The sequence below is a fragment of the Labilithrix sp. genome, assembly GCA_019637155.1.
GTDB lineage: Bacteria > Myxococcota_A > Polyangia > Polyangiales > Polyangiaceae > Labilithrix.
This window is the reverse complement of the sequence record JAHBWE010000006.1, coordinates 159,937-179,750: the sequence shown is the minus strand read 5'-3', so window position 1 is coordinate 179,750 and position 19,814 is coordinate 159,937. Positions and strand designations below refer to the sequence as shown.

The window sequence follows — 19,814 nt, the reverse complement described above, 5'->3', positions numbered from 1 at the left end:
AAGGCGGCCGAGAACGCCGTCCAATGTCGCGCCCCGAGCTGTCGCTCGTCATCCCGATCTACAACGAGGAAGAGGTCCTTCCTCAGCTCGACGTGCGTCTCAAGGAGCTGCTCGGAAAGCTCGACGGCCTCACGACCGAGGTCGTCTTCGTCAACGACGGCTCGAAGGACGCGTCGATGGACATCCTGCGACGGATGGCCGGCCACGAGCCCCGCTACAAGGTGCTCGGGTTCTCGCGCAACTTCGGGCATCAGCGCGCGATCACGGCGGGCATGGACAAGGCGCGCGGTCGCGCCATCGTCGTGATGGACGCCGACCTGCAGGATCCGCCCGAGGTCATCCTCGAGATGGTCGCGAAATGGAAGCAAGGGTTCGACGTCGTCTACGGGCGGCGGCGATCGCGCGTCGGTGAGTCGTGGTTCAAGCTCTTCACCGCGAAGTGGTTCTACCGCGTCTTCGCGGCGCTGATCCCGATCGAGGTGCCGCTCGACGCCGGTGACTTCCGGCTGATGAGCCGCCGCGTCGTGCGCACGCTGTCGGGGCTGCGCGAGAACCACCGCTTCGTGCGCGGCCTCGTCGCGTGGGTCGGGTTCAAGCAGACGGCGGTCGAGTACGATCGCGCGGCGCGCGCGGCGGGGGAGACGAAGTACCCGCTGAAGAAGATGCTCGCGTTCGCGCTCGACGGGATCGCGTCGTTCAGCATCCAGCCGCTCCGCTTCGCGACGTACATCGGCGTCTTCGTCGGCGCGGCGAGCGTCCTCTACGCCATCGCGTCGATCATCACGTACGCGGCCGGCATGAACGTGCCCGGCTGGACGACGCAGGTCGTCCTCGTCGCGTTCCTCTTCAGCGTCCAGTTCTTCATGCTCGGCGTCCTCGGCGAATACGTCGGGCGCATCTACGAGCAGTCGAAGCGGCGGCCGCTCTACGTCCTCTCGGAGCGCATCAACTTCGGCTCGAAGAAGCGATCGCGGAAGCTCGCGACGAACGACATCGTCGAAGCGGTCCGCGCGCCGTCGTTCCCGCCGCCGTCGGGGCGCACGCCGTCGGTGCCGCCCGCGCTACCGCGCACGTCGAAGCCGCCGTCCGTCACGACCGCCGCCGCGACGCCGGCGAGCGTGCCGCCGCAGGCCGCCGCGAGGCCGGCGAGCGTGCCGCCAAGCGTGGGGGCGCAGGCCGCGGCGAAGCCGGCGAGCATGGGGGTGCAGGCCGCGGCGAAGTCGGCGAGCGTGGGGGTGCAGGCCGCTGGCGAGGTGCCGCCGCCGCCCGCCGCTGTTGTTGCGGCGGGTGCCGTGGCCGAGGCTTCCATTTCGAGTCACATGCCTGCGCGGAAGAGCGTGACGCCCGCGCCGCCCGCGACCGCCTCGAACAAGCCGCCGCCGCTGAAGCTGTCGTCGTCGCTCTCGTCGATCCCCGCCGCGCCGCACGCACCCGCGACGGGACCCGCCGGACCGCCGCGCAGCGCCAGCTCCGCGAGCGTGCCGCCGCCGCTCCCGCGCACGCCGAGCGCGCCGCCTGTCGCAGCCGAGCCACGCACGACCCCGAGCGCTCCGCCCGTCCGGCCCGCGGGGCACACTCCGAGCGCTCCGCCCGTCCGGCCCGCGGGGCACACTCCGAGCGCTCCGCCCGTCCGGCCCGCGGGGCACACTCCGAGCGCTCCGCCCGTCCGGCCCGCGGGGCACACTCCGAGCGCTCCGGCGGTTCGGCCCTCTGGACACACTCCGAGCGCTCCGGCGGTTCGGCCCTCTGGACACACTCCGAGCGCTCCGGCGGTTCGGCCTTCTGGGTACACCCCGAATGCTCCGGCGGTTCGGCCTTCTGGGCGCACGCCTAGCGCGCCGCCTGGGGCCGCGACACCGAGCGTGCCGCCCCGTGCGGCGACGCCTAGCGCGCCGCCTGGGGCCGCGACACCGAGCGTGCCGCCCGCGCCGCCCGGTGCGGCGACGCCGAGTGCGCCGCCTGGGGCCGTGAAGTCGGTGCCGCCGTCGATGCGGACGCCGAGTGCGCCGCCGGTGCAGCGGGCGAGCGTGTCGGCGATGCGGGCCGCGGCGGGGGCGCCGCCGCCGAGCAAGAACCCCAGCGGCGCACCGCGCGCGCCGAGCGTGCCGGCGATGCGCGCGGCGAAAGCCGACGCCATGCCCGAGACCGCGCGCTCGCCGTCGGCCGTCCCCACCGCCACTACGGACGAGCCGTCCGACACCTGATTGCGCACCGACCGTGCATGCTGGCCGACGCTTGATTGCGTGGCCCCGGCGGACGTGCTGGCCGACACCTGATTGCGCGGACCCGACGGACGTGCCGTCCGACGCTTGATTGCGCGGACCCGACGGACGTGCCGGACGACACTGCCGCGTTCGTGGTCACTACGGACGAACCGTCCGCGTCGATGACGAGCTCCTACTGCGGCCGCGTATTCGCTACTAGCCGTTGCCATTGCCATCTTCGGTTGGCGCTGATTGGCAATCAGCGGCGAGTCGCCAAACACGCAAGATGCGACTACGGCGCTAGGCGGAGGTCGCCGGCTGGGCCGAGGGATGGTTCTCGTCGCGACGTCCATGGGGTCTTCGTGACGTCGATGACGTAGAGGCGGGCGTCCGAGGGGTCGACCATGCCGGATGGGAAGCCCTGGTGTGCGCGGGCCGTGATGAGGGGGCCGTCGCATGTCGCGGCGCCCTTTGCGTCGACGCGGCAGGCGTAGGCGCGCTCCGTCGTCGTGAGGCCCTGGAGGGTGGGGTCGAGCTGCGCCCAGCGGACGTCGCGATCGAGGACGCGCACGATGACGACGTCTTGGCCCGTCGACGTCTGCACCAGACGCGCGTCTTCGACCTCGTGGTGGCTGCCGTGCAAGCAGCCGGGATCGTCGTGGAAACGGGACCAGAGCTCCACGTTCGTCCGCGAGAAGCCGCTCGCCGTCTCGAGGACGAGCAAGGAGCGCTGCTCCTCGACGCCGTCGAAGCGCACGAACCTCGCGCTCTTGAAGGGGCCCTGCGCGATCGTCGCCGTCGCCGCCGCGACCGTGTCCTCCGCGCAGTGCGGTCCCTCGATCTTTCCCGGGTAGCGATCGCCCGGGAACGCGAGATCGATCAGCGGCGTCATGACTCGGTCGTACGTCTTGCAGAGGTCCTCGATCGTCCCGAACGGCCCCACCGGCGCGGGATCGGTCTTCGCCGGCTTCGCGTGCGAGCGCGTGCCGTCGAGGGCCCCGATCGCCACCTTCGGGAGGTGCGCCGGGTTCTCCGGCGCCCCGCCGGCTCGCCCCCACACCCGGAGCTCGGACACCGCGAGCTCGCGCCACGCCTTCTCCGTCCCCGGCTGCGTCGCGAGGACGTCGAGCCGGAAGTCGCCGCCCGGCTCGTCGACGTCGATCGCCTGGAGCGATCGCTTCGACGGATCGAGGTCCACCTCCTTCACGACCGTGCCGCCGCGCGAGAGGCGCACCTTCGTGATGCGATGGTTCATCGCGAAGAGATCACCCTTCGGACCGACCTTGTCGAAGCCCGCCGTCAGCTCCACCCGCGTCACGCGCGCGGAGGCCGGTACGCGAAATTCGATGAAACCATTCAGATCTCCCGTTTTGCTGTTCCAGGCCGTCTCCGGCTTGCCGTCGACGAGGTGCTCCGGGAAGTCGTGCGGGTTCTCGACCTTCGACGAGACCGCGACGGTGCAGTCGACCGTGTGGAGCAGATCGACGATCGGATCGGAGGGCGGCGGCGGCGGCGACGCTGAAGCCACCGCCGCCGACACCAGCGGCGACGCGTCGATCGCCGGCCGCTCGCTCGCGACGCCCCTCGTCTTCTCGCGACACCCGAGCACCGGCACGAGCACGAGCACGAGCACCAAGAGACGCGCGTTCATCGGGTCCTGACTGTACGCCCAGGCTGCCCGGAGCATTCGCGCGGAGCAGCGGAAGCAGCGGAACGCAACGCGTGTCGTCGATCCGCGGAGGAATCGACGGTCGCGGAACGCAACGCATGCAACGATCGTGCGGGCTCGGGTGGCAGAGGCTGGCCGCTCACGTGCGCGCCCCTATCCTTCGATCGTGCTTCGGCTTCTTCGCCTCTTCCTCGCCGCTTTCTGGCAGACCCTGAAGCGACGTCGCACGCGCGGGCCGGCGCGTCCCTCCTGGTCGTTCTCGTTCGAATGCGTCGTCGCGTTCCTGCGCCTCGACTGGGAAGAGTCGAGCACCTGGCCCCTCCCGCGCGTCCGCGCCGTGACCGACGCGCGGCCGATCCCGCAGGATCAGGTGAAGAAGACGGCGACGCGCGACGGCACGCTCGCCGGGCTCCGCACGCGCTGGTTCGTGCCGCCCGGCGCGCGCGACGACGGCGCCCTCCTCTTCTTCCACGGCGGGTCGTACGCCTTCGGCTCCGCGTGGACGACGCACGCCGACGTCATCGCGCGGCTCGCCCTCGCGAGCGGCGTCACCGCGATCGCGGTCGACTACCGCCTCGCGCCGGAGGATCCGTTCCCCGCCGCGCACGAGGACGCGATCACCGCGTTCGACGCGCTCGTCGCGGACGGCATGAAGGCGGACCGCATCGTCGTCGGCGGCGACTCCGCCGGCGGCAACCTCGCGCTCGAGCTGCAGCTCGCGCTCCGCGATCGCGGCGGGCCGCAGGCGAAGGGCGCCCTCCTCCTCTCTCCGTGGGCCGACCTCGAGATGCCGGGCGCGTCGTTCCTCGACAACGACCCCTACGACTTCGGCGACCGGAAGACGCTCGTCGCGCAGGCGAAGGCGTACGCGGGTGAGGTGCCGCTCTCGGACCCGCGCCTCTCGCCCGTGAACGCGAGCTTCGCCGGCCTCGCGCCTGCGTTCGTGAGCGCGGGAGAGTGCGAGATCCCGCGCGACGACATCCTCCGCCTCGCCGCGCGGATGAAGGACGACGGCGTCGACGTCACGCTCGACGTCGCGCCGGACATGCCGCACGACCCGGCCGTGTTCGCGCAGTACCACCCGAACGGCGAGGCCGCGCTCCAGGCGGCCGCGCGCTGGATCAAGGCGCAGCTGCCCGCTCCCCGATGAGCATCTGCTGCGCGCCGATCGCGAGCATGTGGAGGTGTGGCTCGAAGCGGCGCAGGAAGGCGAGCGGCTTCGGGAAGAAGACGATGTAGTCGAGGCTCACGCGGCGGAAGCCCGCGGCGCGGAGCCGGCGGCGCGCCTCCCACGGCCAGAGCAGGATCGCGTCGTCGTCGAACGGGCACATCGCGACCGCGCGCCGCGTGAGCGGGTTCAGCGGGTTGTGCTCGAAGACCACGATCCGGCCGCCGGGACGAAGCGAGGCGCGCACCCGCTCGAGCACGTCGCGCCGCTCCCGCGTCGGGACATGGTGGAGCACGCCGGAGAGGACCGCGAGCGCGAAGTGACCGCGCGGCAGGCTGTCGATCTCGGAGTGCAGCGTCGCGCTCGGCGCCCGCTCCTTCGCCTCGCGCAGGCTCTCCGCCGACGGATCGTACCCGTGGACCTCGTCGAGGACGCGCGCGAACCGCTCGAGCAGGTTCCCGGTGCCGCAGCCGTAGTCGAGGAGCGGCCCCTCGAGGATGCCGCGGCGCCGCAGGCACTCGATCTTGTAGTCGTGGAAGTACGCCGGATCCTCGCCGCTCGCCGCGATGCTGCTCTTGTGCAGCCCTTCGTACGACCTCGCGTAATCGTCGAACTTCATCGCGCCGATCAATACTAGACTCCCGCGCTCTCGATGGGACGAACCGAGCGCGAGCTCCGGCGGAGGCGGAAGGGATGGCACACGCTGTTCTTCGTCCTCGTGCTGCTGCCGATGCTGGTGGTGTTCCCGTACATCCGCGTCGTGAACAACCCGAACGAGTTCGTGCGCGTGTTCACGACCATGTCGCTCGTCGAGAACGGGAGCTACCGCATCGACGAGCAGGTCGCGACCTTCGGCTGGGCCAACGACATGGCGCGGACGAAGGGGAAGGACGACGGCGTCGAGCACTACTACATGGTGAAGGCGCCGGGCGTCGTCTACCTCGGAATACCCGGATACGTCGTCTTCTCGAAGATCGTCGCTCCGCTGCTCGGCAAGGAGTACCCCGGCGTCCACGCCAAGCACGTCACGGCGTCGACGAACGAAGACAAGCTCTGGTGGCTCCAGATGTCGACCTGGTCGATGCGCCTCTCCGCGTCGCAGATCCCATGTTTCCTCTTCCTGCTCTGGCTCGAGCGCTACCTCCGCGCGTTCACGAGCGATCCCGCGATCCGCTACGCCGCCGTCACCGCCGCCGGCCTCGGCACGAACTTCCTCGCGTACACGCACATGTTCGCGAGCCACTCGCAGTACGCCGCGATCGCGTTCCTCGCGTTCGCGACGATCGAGAGCGAGGTGCGCCGCGCGAAGGGGGACGTGCGCGCGATGCGGCCGTCGCGCGCGTTCTTCGCCGGCTTCTGCACGAGCGCGTGCGTCGCGCTCGAGTACCAGGCGCTCTTCATGACGTTCGTCATGACGATCTTCGCGACGTTCGCGTTCTGGCGTCCGTTCAGCGCGCTGGCGTGGCTCTCCGGCCTCGTCTTCAAGGGCGCGCGGCGCCTCGTCCCGCTCGGGACGAGCGTGACGCCGACGCGCATCCTCGCGTTCGGCGCGGGCGGCCTCCTGAACGTCCCGCACGTCATGTACTTCCACTGGGCGGCGTACAACAACCCGTTCACGCCCGGACACCAGAGCCTCGAGACCGCGCACTTCGCGGCGGAGCACAAGCAAGGGCTGTGGGGGATCCTGTGGCCGTCGTGGGATCACGTCAAAGCGCTCGCGATCGATCCGTCGTTCGGGTTCTTCGGCATGAGCCCGTTCATGTGGATCGGCCTCGTCGGCGTCGCGGTCCTCGTCGTCGCGCCGTTCGGCCCCGCGAGCCGGCGGTCGCACCTGCGCTGGATCTCGATCGTCTGGCTCACGTGCATGAGCGTCGTCATCGGCGTGAACGCCGGCTTCGTCGAGTGGCGCGCGGGCTGGACGGTCGGCCCGCGCTACCTCGTCGTGTGCGCGCCCTTCTTCGCGTTCGGATCGGCCGTCGCGCTCGAGCGCTTCTCGCACAAGAACCGCACCCGCCGCGCGATGGCGCGCGGGATGGCGGGCGGCCTCGCGCTCGCGAGCGTCCTCGCGATCGGCACGGTCGGCCTCACCTACGACACGCTGCCGACCGAGATCGGGCGCCCCTTCGCCCAGTTCGCGGTGCCGATGGCGCGGCTCGGGTCGGTCCCGCATCACGTCGGCGAGTGGTTCGGCTGGTCGACGACGACGCTGTGGTACGTCGCGCTCGCGGCGCTCCTCCTCGCGCCCTTCGTCGCCGCGCTCGCTCCCCAGCAGGACGAGCGACGGAGCGACACCGTCCTCCGCGTGGCCACGTTCTTCGCCGCGGCGGCGGCGGGGATGGCGGCGCAGGTCACGCCGCCGGAGGACAACACCCCGCTCTGGGTCATCCACCCTTCGACGCAGGGGATCCAGGCCGCGATGGAGCCGGTCGGGCGCGATCGCCTCACGAAGTACCGCGAGCAGGCCGATCGCTACGGGCTCCGCGGCATCGGGCCGTGCCTCTGGCATCGCGTCGCCGCGCTCGAGCACGTCGCGGGGCAGGAGGCGAAGTCGAAGCTCACCGAGGCGCGGGTGCGCGCGATCGTCCCGAAGGAGCGCTGCCTCAGGCGCTGGCTGTGACCACCGCGGCGGCGGCGGCCTCGGCGGTGACCTTCGCGAGGAGGATGCCGTTGCGGTGATGCCCCGTCGCGAGGAAGAGCCCCCGCACCGATGACGCCCCGACGAGCGGGCCGCCCGCGGCGTGCGGGCGAAAGTTGCACCATGCACGCGATAGCTCGGCCGCGCCGAGCGCCGGCGCGATGCGGATCGCGTTCGCGAGGATCCCCTGCACGCCCGCGGCGGTGACCTCGCGCCGGTGCCCGACGTCCTCCATCGTCGAGCCGCAGACGACGCGGCCGTCGCCGCGCGGCACGACGTAGCCGCCGCCGCCGAACACGATGCGCCGGAGCCGCGGCGGCCGCTCCTCGAGCAGCACGAGCTGACCGCGCACGGGCCGCACCGCGAGCGAGCGCGGGACGCCGGGGACGAGCGACGACCAGCTCCCCGCCGCGAGGACGACCGCGTCGGCCGCGAGCTCCTCGCCACCGTCGACGATCACGCCGCGGCACGCCTCGCCCTCGAGCGCGAGCGCGCTCACGGTGGACCCCGACCGCACGACGACGCCCGAACGCGCGACCGCGGCGACGAGCGCGCGGAGGAGCTGCGGGGGATCGATCTGCGCTTCGTCCGGGAACCACGCCGCGCCGCGGAGGTCGGACGTCAGCGCGGGCTCGAGCGCGCGGGCCCCCGCCGCGTCGACCCACGACGCCGCGAGCCCGGCCGCCTCGTTCGAGCGCACGCGCGCGCGGAGGCGCTCCTCGTCCTCCGCGCTCGCCGCGATCTCGAGGACGCCGCTCCTCCGGTAGCCGATGTCGATCCCGGTCTCCGCGCGGAGCTCCTCCGCCCAGCTCGCGTACGCCGCGCGCGCGAGGACGTAGCGCGCGCGCTCGCCGTCGTCGTGGGACTCGACCTGCGCCGCGAGCATCCCCGCCGCCGCCGAGGACGCCTCCGCGCCGGGCACCGCGCGCTCGAGGACGACGACGTCGCGGACGCCCCGCCGCGCGAGCTCGAGCGCGGTCGCGCAGCCCATGACCCCACCGCCGATGACGACGACGCGCATCGCTACGGCCGCCTCGCGACGATCACGTCGGGATCGCCCTCGAGCGCGCGCAACGTGCCGGCGAGCCGCTTCTGCGCGATCATCAACGTCAGATAACTCCCCTGCGGGTTCGTCGTCTTCAGGAACTTGAAGACGACGGGGACGTATCCCGGCGACATGTGCTTGTCGACGACCGGCTGCTCCGTCGCCGCGAACCCGGCCCCGAGCGTGCTCACGTACACCTCCGGCTTGCGCTCGAGGACGTAGGGCCAGTCGGACGAGACGTGGCCCGCGTTGGCGTTCGGGTCCTTCTTGCCCCCGCGCGCGATGTGCGCGTCGGTCAGGCCGAGCACGTCGATGGTGGACCCCTGGAAGTAGTAGGGCAACGCGCCGGCGGCGAACGTCGCGACGGTGGCGTCGCGCGGGAGGGTGCGCTTCAGCCACCGCCCCGCCTCCCCGAGCGCGAGCACCTGATCGCGCCAGTATACGACGCGCGGCGCGAGGTTCTCGTGCTCGGCGGAGGTGCTCCGCACCTGCTTGATCCCGAACGGCACGAGGAGCGCGAGCACCACGACGCGGCCGGCGACGCGGAGGCGGACGGACGCGGTCCTCCGGCTCGAGACGCGCGAAAGCGCGAGGACGCCGAGCGCGACGACGGCGGGCGCGACGTGCGCCATCATTCGCCACGCCGGCATCCAGCATCCGCCGATCCACACGATGAAGGCGGTGTAGACGACGGAGGCGAGGAGCACGAACACGAGCGCGGGCGGCGCCGGCTTCCGCTGCCGCCGCGCGAGGTGAACGACGAGGGCGATCGCTCCGGCGAGGAAGAGCCCGAGGACGACGCTCTCCGCGCCGAAGAAGCCCTTCACGTACGCGGCGCCGTGCGCGAACCGGAGCTCGGGCGCGCGGCCTTGCTTCGCCGCCACGCTGTTCGGCAGGAGATGGCCGTAATAGGCATACCGCCAGAGCGTCCAGAGCAGGTACGGCGGCGCGGAGTACGCGGCGGCGCGGAGGAACGTCCACCCCGTCTTCGTGCCGAGGCCCACGAGCGCGACGGTGATCCCCGCGAGCGCCGCGATGAGCACGCCCTCGAAGCGGCACAGGCTCACGCCGACGAGGGCGACGGTGAGGAGCCACACGCTCTCGCGCGCGAGGCCGAGCGCGACGAGGACGATCAGGAGCGCGAACGCCGACGACTCGAGGCCGTTCCGCGCGTGCGCGGCGAAGGAGCTGCAGCAAGCGAGGCCCGCGCCGGCGACGGTCGCCCAGAAGAGCGAGCGCGTCACGCGCGCGACGAGCGCGAAGAGCGCCACCACGGTGCCGGCGGCGCACAGCGCGGAGAGGAGCCGCGCCGCGGGCGTGACGTCGGCGCGCGCGACGAGGTGGGCGACGGCGAGGAGCACCATCCAGAGGAAGTTCGAGTACCCCTCGACGCGCTCGCCGGCGTTCCACACCGCGCCGCGACCGCGCGCGAGGTTCTGCGAATAGCGGAACGTGATGAAGGCGTCGTCGGCGACGGTGTCGAACAGCCGGATGTGCCACAAGAAGACGACGACGACCGCCGCGCAGAGCGCGGCCGCGAGGTACGTGCGCGCCCGCTCCGTTCCGAGCGCGCGACGAAGTTCGGTCGCTCTTCCCACGCACGCTGCCCAATACCACAGGCGACGCGCGCACGACGATCGTAGGATCGGTGGATGCGGCGGTGCGGACTCGCGATCGCGCTCCTCCTCGCGAGCTGCGACGAGGACGCCGCGCCGAGCATTCGGATACCGGGGAACGCGGGGTCTCCGCCGACGACGACGCCGGAGCGAGACGCAGGCACCACCACGAGCACGAGCTCCGATCCGAACCCGATCGCCCTCGCGCTCAACGCGGAGGAGGCCTGCGCCGCGGTCGCCGTCCGCGCGCAGCCGCTCGAGGCGTGGTGCTGGAGCCTCGCGACGCCGGAGGGCTTCCGCCACCACGCGCTGCCGATCGACGACGTCGTCGGCCACGGCGACTGGTTCCTCGGCCGCACGAGGAGCGCGACCTACGCGTGGGGCAAGGGCGTCGACGCGGGCGCGGACGCGGGCGCGGGCAGCGTCGAGATCCTGTTCGGTCCGGTGAAGCGACCGTACCGCGCAGGGAGAGCGGCGGCCGGCGCGCGGCACGGCTGCGTGATCGACGACAACGAAGGGCTCCATTGTTGGGGCGACGACGCCGCGTGCCAGACGAGCGGCGAGGAGAGCTGCGCCGGCGGGCGGCGCGAGATGACGGATCTCTCGAACCTCCTCGGCGGCGGCGTCCGCTTCACCGGCGTCGCGGCCGGCGCGGCGCATACGTGCGCGGTCGCGTCGACGGGCACGGGCGCCACCGCGAACGTGTACTGCTGGGGCGCGAACGCAAACGGCGAGACCGGCCAGCCCGCGGCCGCGCGCACGCCGCCGCGACCGCTCCCGCTCGTCCCGCCGGTGAGGTCGAACGAGCTCGTGGTCGCGGCGGGCGCGCACCACGGCTGCGCCGCCGTCGCCGGCGATCTGTATTGCTGGGGGAAGAACGATCGCCGGCAGGCCTCGATCGCGTCGACCGCGCCCGACGTCGCGCCGGCGAAGGTCGATCTCTCGGCCGTGGTCGGCAAGGTCACGGCCCTCGCGCTCGGCGGCGATCGCACGTGCTTCGTCGTGTCGCCGCGCACGGGCAAGCAGCCCTCGCGCGCGTTCTGCCTCGGCGGCGATCGCATCGTGCAGGTGCCCGAGCTCGAGGACGTGCAGGGCATCGCGTCGTCGTCGTCGCACGTCTGCGCGATCGCGCGCCTGCGCGATCGCGCAGGCCCACCCCAGCTCTTCTGCTGGACCGGCGAGGGCGCGCCGGAGCTCGTCGCGCTCCCCTACCCGCGCTGAGCGCGCGTCATGCGCGGGCGGCGTACGACGCGGATCTTCCCCGCGCGATGGTCGCCGCAGAAGATCCGGTCCGTGGTCGCCTCCACGCCGCTGATGACCGCGCCGGGCGGGAACGTCACCACCTCCTGGACCTCGCCGCTCGTCGCGTCGATCCGCCGGAGCTCCGTTCGGACGTCGTCGCCTTCGCCTTCGTAGGTGCCGTGCCAGAGCTCGTCGTCCGAGAAGCTCACGCCGGTGACGAAGCGATCGGACTCGATCGTGCGGAGCACCGCGCCGGTCTTCGCGTCGAGCTTGTGGAGCTTCTTGCCGCGGAAGTCTCCGACCCAAAGCGCATCGCCGTGGAAGGCGAGGCCCGACACGCTCGCGCCCTCCGGCGTCGGGATCGAGCGCTCGATCGCTCCCGTCTCGCGATCGACGCGGTGAATTTGTTTGCCGGCGATGACCCAGAGGTGGACGCCGTCGAAGGCCACGCCCGCGTCGGCTCCGGAGACGTGGAGCGCGCCCCTCCGCGCGCCGGTCTCCGGATCGATGCGGACGACCTCGCCGCCGTCGCCGTGAGCGAACCATACGTCCCGGCCGTCGAACGTGACGCCGTGGACGTCTTTGACACCGGCGACGGAGTGCTCCATCAGGATCTCCGCCGTGTGCCGCGTGCTTTCCATCGTGTTCATGAGGAGTACTTATGGCGCGCCATCGACGCCGAGAAGTAACATCTGCGACGCGATCGACTCGGCGCGGCCCGGCGCGTGCCAGCGCGTAGCAGGACCGCGGCCCGTCTTGCGGACGAGCCCGCGCGCGGCGAGCGCGGCGAGGTCTCGCTGCGTCGCGCGTGCTCCCGCCCCGAGCGCCTCGGCGAGATCGATCACCCGCCAGGCGCGGCCGTCGGCGAGGAGCGCGAGGACACGCTCGTCGGCGCCGCGCGGCAGGAGCGGGACCAGGGTGACGACGCGCGCGGGCACGTCGAGGATCCACGATCCCGCGCCGAGCGAGCGGAGCGCGACGCCGGGCGGGAGCACGCGGCGGAGGCGGCCGAGCTCCACCTTGAGCCGCGCGCGGTGCGACTCGTTCGGGCGCGGGGCGCCCATCGCCGAGGTGCCGAGCGTCCGCCAGTCGACGGCGCGCGGGTGCGCCTGCGCGAACGCGACCACGAGCGCGAGGAGCGCGGGTCTTCCTCGAAGCGAGCGGCGCTCACCGCCAGGCCCGATCACCTCGCCCGCGAGGGCGTCGACGACGACGCGCCGGTCGCCTCCCATCGGCGCCGGCGTGACGAGCGCCTCGAGCGCGCGGACGTCGATCGTCGTCTCCTCGCCTCGTTCGATCGCGATCGCGATCGGCTCTTTCAGCGCAGCGAGCGCGCGCTCGATCTCGGAGCGCAGCGCCCCGCGGTTCGCGTCCGCGAGCGAGCGCGCGGCGGCGAAGAGATCGGCCGCGAGGGACGCGCGCCGAAAGCGGAGCGCCGCCTCACCGGCAGCGAGGAGCGCGATCGCCCGCACCGTGCGCGGCGCGTCCTCGTTCGCGCCGATCGCCTCGAGCGCGCGGAGCGCCTCGCTGCCGCGACCGAGGAGGATGCCGAGGCGCGCGGCGACGACGCGCGCCCACGCGGCGTTCGCGTGATCGCCGAGCGCGGCGAGCTCGCGCGCCGACGCGGCGAGCGCCTCCTCCGCACCGGCGACGTCGCGGCGGAACACCGAGACCTCGAGCGCGGCGAGGCGCGCGCGAGCCGCTGCGCGCCGGTCACCCGCGCTCGTGAAGAGCGCCTGCGCTCGCTCGAGGAGCGCGAGCGCGTCCTCCCACTCGTCCAGCGCCGCGAGCGCGACGCCGCGCTGCACGAGCGAGCGCGCGTCGCTCCTACCCTCCGTTCTGCGCAGGACGGCGAGGAGATCCATCTTTCATGAAGGATCGTCGCGCGTCTCGTCGACACATGGCAACGGACGCCCGAAGGGGCGGCTACGATGGCGAACGTGCGCTGGCTCGTCATCGTCCTCGTCGCGCTCGCGGGGGCTGCTGCGTGCGGTGACTTCGAGGCCGACCTGGCGGGTGGGGCGGTCGATGCGGGGTCCGGCTCGAGCTCGGGGAGCGGCGCGGACACGGGCACGGTGAGCTCGTCGTCGACGGCGAGCGGCGTCCTCCAGCAGGCGGCGACGACCGGGAGCGCGAGCCAGACGACGCTCGCGTTCGACGGCCCGACGTCCTTCGAGAGCACGATCGTCGTCGTGATCGGGACCTCCGGCCCGACGGGCGCGCCCGCGGGCGCGGGGTGGAAGGCGCTCGCGGGGACGGACGGCGGCACGCCGGCGCTGTCCGTCTGGCGAAGGACGAACGATCCGGCCGAGTCGATCGTGAACGTGAGCCTCGACGCGCCCGCGACGTACGTCGTCCGCGCGCTGGAGCTGACGCAGGGCTTCGACGGGGACGGCGACGGCGCGATCGCGACCGGCACCTCGACCGCGCCGCTCTCGCCTCCGCTCGACGTGAACGACTTCCGCTTCGCGCTCGCCGCCGCGACGGCGAAGGGAGCGCTGTCGTTGATCGGAACGGACTTCGTCTACCTCGGGGTCGAAGGAGAGAACGGCCTCTCCCTCGGCCTCGCCTACGGCTACGTCCCGCAGGGCCTCACGTCGGCGAGGTGGAAGCTCGAGACGCCGACCCCGTGGGTCGCGCTCAGCGCGCGCCTCCGATGAGCTCGCCGGCGCTGCGCTGACTTCGCTACGCTCCATGGCGAGCGATCATCGCGTCGCGCCAGGCGAGGACGTCTTCCCATCGAGCGGCGAGGGCCGGGCGCGCCCATGCTTCGCGTTGCGCCGGGAGGAGGCCGCGGGGCATCGAGCGGTGCGGGCGCACGGCCTGCAGCGCGGTCGCGATCGCGACGTCGGCGAGCGTGAAGCGGTCGAGGAGCGACTGCGCCTCTCGGCCGGCGATCGCGGCGCGGATCGCGGCGAGGTCCACCTCGAGCTCTTCGTCGGGGACGGGACGGACGGCGTACTTCTTCCGCAGGTAGGCGGTGCCGAGCCGAACCGACGGCGCGAGGACGCCGCGAAGCGCACGCGGGAGATGCCCCGGCAGGCTCTCCATTTGCACCTCTCTGCTCTGCTCGGTCCGCGCGAGGATCTGCGCGCGACCGGCGCGCATGAGCCGCTCGCTCCGCTCGTTCCATATCGCGATCGCGTCGAGGAGGTCCGCCGGCACGAGGGGCGCCCCGTCGCCGATCCGGTCCGCCTCCCGCGCGATCGCGAACGAGTCTCCGATCGAGAGCCCGCCCGAGCCCAGGAGGTACGGCACGCTGATCGGTCCCCGAACGCGCCGCGCGCGGACCCGCAACCAGGGCTCGCCGACCAGCGGCGTGTACTCCTCGTAGCGATAGGAGAGCCGTTGATGGTCGAGCGCCCAGCGCGCCTTCTCCGTCCACGGCGAGAAGCCCTCCCCGACGAGGACGAGGCGGCTACGCACGGAAGACTCGGTCGGCCTCGTTCACGATGTGCTTCGCGATCGCGAGCGAGGCGGTCGCGGCGGGGGACGGCGCGTTGAGGACGTGGAGCATCGCGGGGCCCGCCACGATGCGGAAGTCGTCGACGAGGCTGCCGTCCGGCTCGACCGCCTGCGCGCGCACGCCGGCGCGTCCGACGACGAGGTCCTCGGCGCGGACCTCCGGGACGAGCGCCTGCACCGAGCGGACGAACGCCGCCTTCGAGAGCGATCGATACACCTCGTAGACGCCGGTGCGCGCGTGACGCGTCACGAGCTTCCAGAAGCCGGAGAACTCGAGGTACTCGACGACGTCGTCGAACGACACGTCGCCGAAGCGATAGCCCTCGCGCTTGAAGGCGAGCACCGCGTTCGGTCCCGCCTCGACCGAGCCGTCCGGCGCGCGCGTGAGGTGGACGCCGAGGAACGGGAACGACGGATCGGGCACCGGGTAGATCAGGTTCTTGCAGAGCCCGCGCCGCGCGGGGACGAGGTCGTAGTACTCGCCGCGGAACGGGATGATCCGGAGGTCGACCTCCGCCCCCGCGAGGCGCGCGACGCGATCCGACTGGAGGCCCGCGCAGTTCAGCAGGTTCTTCGCCCGGACCTCGCCCGCGGTGGTGGTCACGACGAAGCTCGTCCCGTCGCGATGAATCGCGGTGACGCGCGCGCCGGTGCGCACCTCGCCGCCGCGCTCGCGGACGAGGTCGGCCATCGAGCGGAGCACGTCGGCGTAGCGCACGATCCCGGTCTCCTCGATGAAGAGCCCCTCCACGCATCGCACGTGCGGCTCGTGCTCGCGGACCTCGCTCGCGCTCGAGCGCACGGGAGCGAGGCCGTTCGCGCGCGCGCGCTCCTCGATGCGGCGGAGGGCGGGAACCTCCTCCGGGCGCGTGGCGACGATGACTTTGCCGCAGCGCTCGTGGGTGATGCCGCGCTCCGCGCAGAAGGTGTACATCGCCTCGCGGCCCTCGCGGCAGAGCGTGGCCTTCAGCGAGCCCGGCTTGTAGTACGCGCCGGAGTGGATCACGCCGCTGTTGCGGCCGGTCTGGTGCTCGCCGAGCGTCGCCTCCGCCTCGAGCACGACCACCTTGCGTGACGGCGTCGCGAGGAGCTCGCACGCCGAGGCCATTCCGACGATCCCGCCGCCGACGACGGCGACGTCTTGAAGCTCCGACACGGCGCGGGATCCTACCGCGCTTTCCCTTGAGAGGCGGAGGCCGCCGCGCTAGAAGACGCCGGTGCGTACGTGCGTACGCCCGAAAGAGAGACCGCGGCAATGAAGCTCGACCTTGGTAAGCAAGTGCTCATCGGAGGTGCAGGCTTCGTCGGCTCGCACCTCGTCGAGCAGATGATCGAGGGCGGCGCGAAGGAGGTCGTCGTCTTCGACAACTTCACGCGCGGCACGCGCCAGAACCTCGCCGCGGCGGAGAAGAGCGGCCGCGTGAAGATCGTCGAAGGCGACATCCTCGATCGCGACGCGGTCGTGAAGGTCATCGACGGCGCGGAGGGCGTCTATCACCTCGCCGCGAGCTGGCTCCTCCAGTGCGTCGACGATCCGCGCGCCGGCCTCCAGACCAACGTCGTCGGCATGTTCAACGTGATGGACGCGTGCCAGCTCGCGAAGGTGCCGCGCCTCGTCTTCTCGTCGTCCGCCTCCGTCTACGGCAACGCGCTCTCGACGATGATGGGCGAGGACCACCCGCTCAACAACCGCACGTTCTACGGCGCGACGAAGATCGCCGGCGAGCAGCTGCTCCGCTCCTACGCCGAGCAGCACGGGCTCAACTACGTCGCGCTGCGGTACTTCAACATCTACGGACCGCGGCAGGACTACAGCGGCGCGTACGTCAGCGTCATCATGAAGGTGCTCGACAAGATCGACGCCGGCGAGCGCCCCGTCGTCTACGGCGACGGGAGCCAGGCCTACGACTTCATCTACGTCGGCGACGTCGCGCGCGCGAACCTGCTCGCGATGCAGAGCAAGGCGACCGACGAGGCGATCAACATCTGCACCGGGAAGAAGACGTCGATCCGCGAGCTCGTCGAGCTCCTGCGCGAGCTCACCGGCTCGAAGACCGAGGTCGAGTATCGCCCCGCCGCGCAGCAGTTCGTCACCGATCGCCTCGGCGATCCCACGCGCAGCAAGGAGGCCCTCGGCTTCGAGGCGACGGTGCCGCTCCGCGAAGGGCTGAAGAACCTGATCGAGTGGCGCGCGGCGGAGCTCTCGCGGACGCCGTCGTGAGCATGAACATCCCCGTCACGAAGACCGTCCTCGGCGAAGAGGAGATCAAGGCCGTCGCGGAGCGCCTCCTCGGCGGGTGGGTCGTCCAGGGGCCGAAGGTCCGCGAGTTCGAGGAGCTGTTCGCGGCGTACGCCGGCACGCGCTTCGCGAGGGCGACGACGTCGTGCACGACCGCGCTCCACCTCGGCCTCCTCACGCTCGGCGTCGGGCCGGGCGACGAGGTCATCGTCCCCGCCTTCACGTACGTCGCGTCCGCGAACGCCGTCGTCTACTGCGGCGCGACCCCGGTCTTCGTCGACATCGATCTCTCCACGTTCGACGTCGACGTGTCGAAGATCGAGGCGAAGATCACGCCGAAGACGAAGGCGATCATGCCGGTCCACGAGTTCGGCCTCGCGGCGGACATGGACGCGATCCTGGCGATCGCCAAGCGCCACGACATCCCCGTCATCGAAGACGGGGCCTGCGCGACGGGCACGCGCTACCACGGCAAGCACGTCGGCGGCTTCGGGAAGGTCGGCTGCTTCAGCTTCCACCCCCGCAAGGCGATCACGTCGGGCGAGGGCGGGATGATCACGACCGACGACGAGGCGATCGCGACGCGGCTCGAGGTGCTGCGCTCGCACGGCGCGTCGATGTCGGACCTCGCGCGCCACGAGAAGGGCGGCGCCAGCTTCGCGCTGCCGGAGTTCGACGAGCTCGGCTTCAACTACCGGATGACCGACATCCAGGCCGCGATCGGCGTCGAGCAGATGAAGAAGCTCCCGTGGATCCTCTCCGCGCGGCAGGCGCGCGCGAAGCGGTTCAACGAGCTCCTCGCCGGGATCCCCGGCCTCACGCTGCCGCGCACGCCGGAGGGCTACGAGCACGCGTTCCAGTCGTACGTCGCGATCGTGGAGAAGAGCCACGAGGACCGCGACCGCATCGCGCTCGCGCTGCAAGCGAAGGGCATCGCCACGCGGCAGGGCACCCACGCCGTGCACGCGCTCGGCTACTACCGCGCGAAGTACGGCACCAAGATCGAGGACTGCCCGATGGCGTGGAAGGCCGACCGCCAGAGCATGACGCTCCCGCTCTACGCGACGATGACCGACGAAGAGCAGGACTACGTCGTCCGCTGCGTTCGAGAGACGATGGCGTCGTGAGCGAGAAGGACGACCGCGACCTCGACGCCTGGCACGGCCTCCCTTCGAACCCCAAGAACCGGCACGCGCTCTTCGTCGGCGCGCCCGCGATCGGCGAGGGGACGTGGATCGGCCCCTTCACCGTGATCGACGGCAGCGGCGGCCTCACGATCGGCAAGGGCTGCGACATCTCCGCCGGCGCGCAGATCTACACCCACAGCACGGTCGCCCGCTGCGTGAGCGAGCGCCGCCACGCGGAGGTCGACCGGCGCTCCACCGAAATAGGTGATTTCGTTCATATCGGTGCAAACGCGACTATCCTCATGGGCGCCAAAATCGGCCATCACAGCGTGATCGCGGCGGGGGCGGTGGTGCGGGAGGGCGCGGAGGTCCCGCCCTACTCCGTCGTCGTCGGGGTGCCGGGACGCGTCTTGCCGGACGCCGCGCGCAAGTGGGCCGTAGACGGCTGATGGCGAAGACGCGCTGCACGGTCGTCGTGCCGTTCCTCAACGAGGCGCGCTCGCTCGCCGCGCTCGGCCCACAGCTCGCGAAGGTGCTCGACGGCGAGGACCTCGAGTGGGAGGTGATCCTCGTCGACGACGGGAGCACGGACGAGTCGTTCGAGGAGGCGCGGAAGCTCCACGACGCGGACGCGCGCTTCAAGTGCCTCCGCTTCGCGCGCAACTTCGGCTCCCACGTCGCGATCTCGGCCGGGCTCGAGCACGCGCGCGGCGACGTGGCGATCGTCACGATGGCCGACCTCGAGGAGCCGCCCGAGTCGTTCCCGGCGCTGCTCGCGATGTGGCGCGAGGGCCATCACCTCGTGTGGGGGATCCGGAAGCGGCGCGACCTCAAGGGGCTGAACCGCCTCGGCTCGAAGCTGTACCACCGCGTCTTCGGCTGGCTCGCGGACATGAAGCCGGGGCAGGACGAGATCGGCGGCGGCCTCTTCATCGCCGATCGCCGCGTCCTCGACGCGGTCCGCCGCTTCCCGGAGCGGAACCGCAACATCATCGGCCTCCTCCTCTGGGCCGGCTTCAAGCAGGGCCGCCTCGAGTACGAGCCGAGGACGCGCAAGTTCGGCAAGTCGAAGTGGACCTTCGCGAAGAAGGTGAAGCTCGCCCTCGACACGTTCGTCGGCTTCTCGAGCCGCCCGCTCCGCGCGCTCCTGCTCGGCGGGATCGCCGCCTCGGGGCTCGGCCTCGCCGGCGTCGCGGTCGCGATCGCGCTCGCGGTGATCGACCCGAAGCTCGCGCTCGCGGCCGCGATCACCGGCGGCGTCTCCGCGCTCTTTCTCTGCATCGGAACGCCGCTCGTCGCGACGGGCCTCCTCGGCGAGTACCTCTGGCGCGCGCTCGACGAGGGCCGCGGGCGCCCGCTCTACGTCGTGATGGATCGCCTCGGCGTCGACGACGCGAAGTAGAA

17 protein-coding genes are annotated in these 19,814 nt (G+C 71.9%); 9 read left to right on the top strand and 8 right to left on the bottom strand.

Going from position 1 to position 19,814, the window contains the following annotated elements:
* Nucleotides 1-23: 23 nt before the first annotated feature.
* Nucleotides 24-2,204, top strand: a complete 2,181-nt coding sequence (locus tag KF837_14145; GenBank protein MBX3228457.1) for a glycosyltransferase — start codon at nucleotides 24-26, stop codon at nucleotides 2,202-2,204.
* 292 nt (nucleotides 2,205-2,496) lie between these two features.
* Here KF837_14145 and KF837_14140 read toward each other — a convergent pair whose 3' ends face one another.
* Nucleotides 2,497-3,855, bottom strand: a complete 1,359-nt coding sequence (locus KF837_14140) for a hypothetical protein (protein ID MBX3228456.1) — start codon at nucleotides 3,853-3,855, stop codon at nucleotides 2,497-2,499.
* Nucleotides 3,856-4,039: 184 nt separating this feature from the next.
* Here KF837_14140 and KF837_14135 point away from each other — a divergent pair, with 184 nt between their 5' ends.
* Entirely contained in the window at nucleotides 4,040-5,023 is a 984-nt protein-coding gene (locus KF837_14135; protein ID MBX3228455.1) for an alpha/beta hydrolase, read from the top strand.
* Here the strand turns inward: KF837_14135 and KF837_14130 are convergent.
* Complete coding sequence (locus KF837_14130; GenBank protein MBX3228454.1) at nucleotides 4,995-5,660, bottom strand: class I SAM-dependent methyltransferase; 666 nt, start codon at nucleotides 5,658-5,660, stop codon at nucleotides 4,995-4,997. The two genes, KF837_14135 and KF837_14130, sit on opposite strands and share 29 nt — an antisense overlap.
* Before the next feature lie 33 nt (nucleotides 5,661-5,693).
* On the opposite strand from KF837_14130, the gene KF837_14125 reads away from it, so the two are divergent.
* A complete protein-coding gene (locus tag KF837_14125; GenBank protein ID MBX3228453.1) occupies nucleotides 5,694-7,658 on the top strand; it encodes a hypothetical protein in 1,965 nt (654 codons plus the stop codon).
* On the opposite strand, the gene thiO is transcribed toward KF837_14125, so the two are convergent.
* Nucleotides 7,642-8,697: a glycine oxidase ThiO gene (gene thiO, locus KF837_14120; protein ID MBX3228452.1), complete on the bottom strand. Its 1,056-nt coding sequence runs from the start codon at nucleotides 8,695-8,697 to the stop codon at nucleotides 7,642-7,644. The genes KF837_14125 and thiO overlap by 17 nt on opposite strands.
* Before the next feature lie 2 nt (nucleotides 8,698-8,699).
* Nucleotides 8,700-10,319 carry a hypothetical protein gene (locus KF837_14115; protein ID MBX3228451.1) on the bottom strand — a complete coding sequence of 540 codons (1,620 nt, stop codon included), beginning with the start codon at nucleotides 10,317-10,319 and terminating at the stop codon, nucleotides 8,700-8,702.
* A gap of 54 nt (nucleotides 10,320-10,373) precedes the next feature.
* Here KF837_14115 and KF837_14110 point away from each other — a divergent pair, with 54 nt between their 5' ends.
* Nucleotides 10,374-11,558 (top strand): hypothetical protein, encoded by a 1,185-nt coding sequence (locus tag KF837_14110; GenBank protein MBX3228450.1) that lies wholly within the window; start codon nucleotides 10,374-10,376, stop codon nucleotides 11,556-11,558.
* On the opposite strand, the gene KF837_14105 is transcribed toward KF837_14110, so the two are convergent.
* Nucleotides 11,546-12,229, bottom strand: coding sequence for a glutamine cyclotransferase (locus KF837_14105; protein MBX3228449.1), 684 nt, complete (start codon nucleotides 12,227-12,229; stop codon nucleotides 11,546-11,548). The genes KF837_14110 and KF837_14105 overlap by 13 nt on opposite strands.
* Nucleotides 12,230-12,238: 9 nt before the next feature.
* Complete coding sequence (locus tag KF837_14100; protein MBX3228448.1) at nucleotides 12,239-13,444, bottom strand: helix-turn-helix domain-containing protein; 1,206 nt, start codon at nucleotides 13,442-13,444, stop codon at nucleotides 12,239-12,241.
* 75 nt (nucleotides 13,445-13,519) lie between these two features.
* Between KF837_14100 and KF837_14095 the strand changes: the two genes are divergently transcribed.
* Nucleotides 13,520-14,239 carry a hypothetical protein gene (locus KF837_14095; GenBank protein MBX3228447.1) on the top strand — a complete coding sequence of 240 codons (720 nt, stop codon included), beginning with the start codon at nucleotides 13,520-13,522 and terminating at the stop codon, nucleotides 14,237-14,239.
* 25 nt (nucleotides 14,240-14,264) lie between these two features.
* On the opposite strand, the gene KF837_14090 is transcribed toward KF837_14095, so the two are convergent.
* A complete protein-coding gene (locus tag KF837_14090) occupies nucleotides 14,265-15,005 on the bottom strand; it encodes a glutathione S-transferase N-terminal domain-containing protein (protein MBX3228446.1) in 741 nt (246 codons plus the stop codon).
* Nucleotides 14,998-16,200 carry an L-2-hydroxyglutarate oxidase gene (gene lhgO, locus KF837_14085; GenBank protein MBX3228445.1) on the bottom strand — a complete coding sequence of 401 codons (1,203 nt, stop codon included), beginning with the start codon at nucleotides 16,198-16,200 and terminating at the stop codon, nucleotides 14,998-15,000. The genes KF837_14090 and lhgO overlap by 8 nt, the downstream gene beginning before the upstream one ends.
* A gap of 99 nt (nucleotides 16,201-16,299) precedes the next feature.
* Here lhgO and KF837_14080 point away from each other — a divergent pair, with 99 nt between their 5' ends.
* From KF837_14080 to KF837_14065, 4 genes are read left to right on the top strand one after another with little or no spacing between them, the layout of a single operon-like run.
* The gene (locus tag KF837_14080) at nucleotides 16,300-17,265 is read left to right on the top strand and encodes an NAD-dependent epimerase/dehydratase family protein (protein MBX3228444.1); all 966 of its coding nucleotides are present in this window, start codon (nucleotides 16,300-16,302) and stop codon (nucleotides 17,263-17,265) included.
* A gap of 2 nt (nucleotides 17,266-17,267) precedes the next feature.
* Complete coding sequence (locus KF837_14075) at nucleotides 17,268-18,410, top strand: DegT/DnrJ/EryC1/StrS family aminotransferase (protein MBX3228443.1); 1,143 nt, start codon at nucleotides 17,268-17,270, stop codon at nucleotides 18,408-18,410.
* Nucleotides 18,407-18,859 (top strand): acyltransferase, encoded by a 453-nt coding sequence (locus KF837_14070; GenBank protein ID MBX3228442.1) that lies wholly within the window; start codon nucleotides 18,407-18,409, stop codon nucleotides 18,857-18,859. Before KF837_14075 ends, KF837_14070 begins: the two co-directional genes overlap by 4 nt.
* Nucleotides 18,859-19,812, top strand: coding sequence for a glycosyltransferase family 2 protein (locus tag KF837_14065; protein MBX3228441.1), 954 nt, complete (start codon nucleotides 18,859-18,861; stop codon nucleotides 19,810-19,812). Before KF837_14070 ends, KF837_14065 begins: the two co-directional genes overlap by 1 nt.
* Nucleotides 19,813-19,814 lie beyond the last annotated feature (2 nt).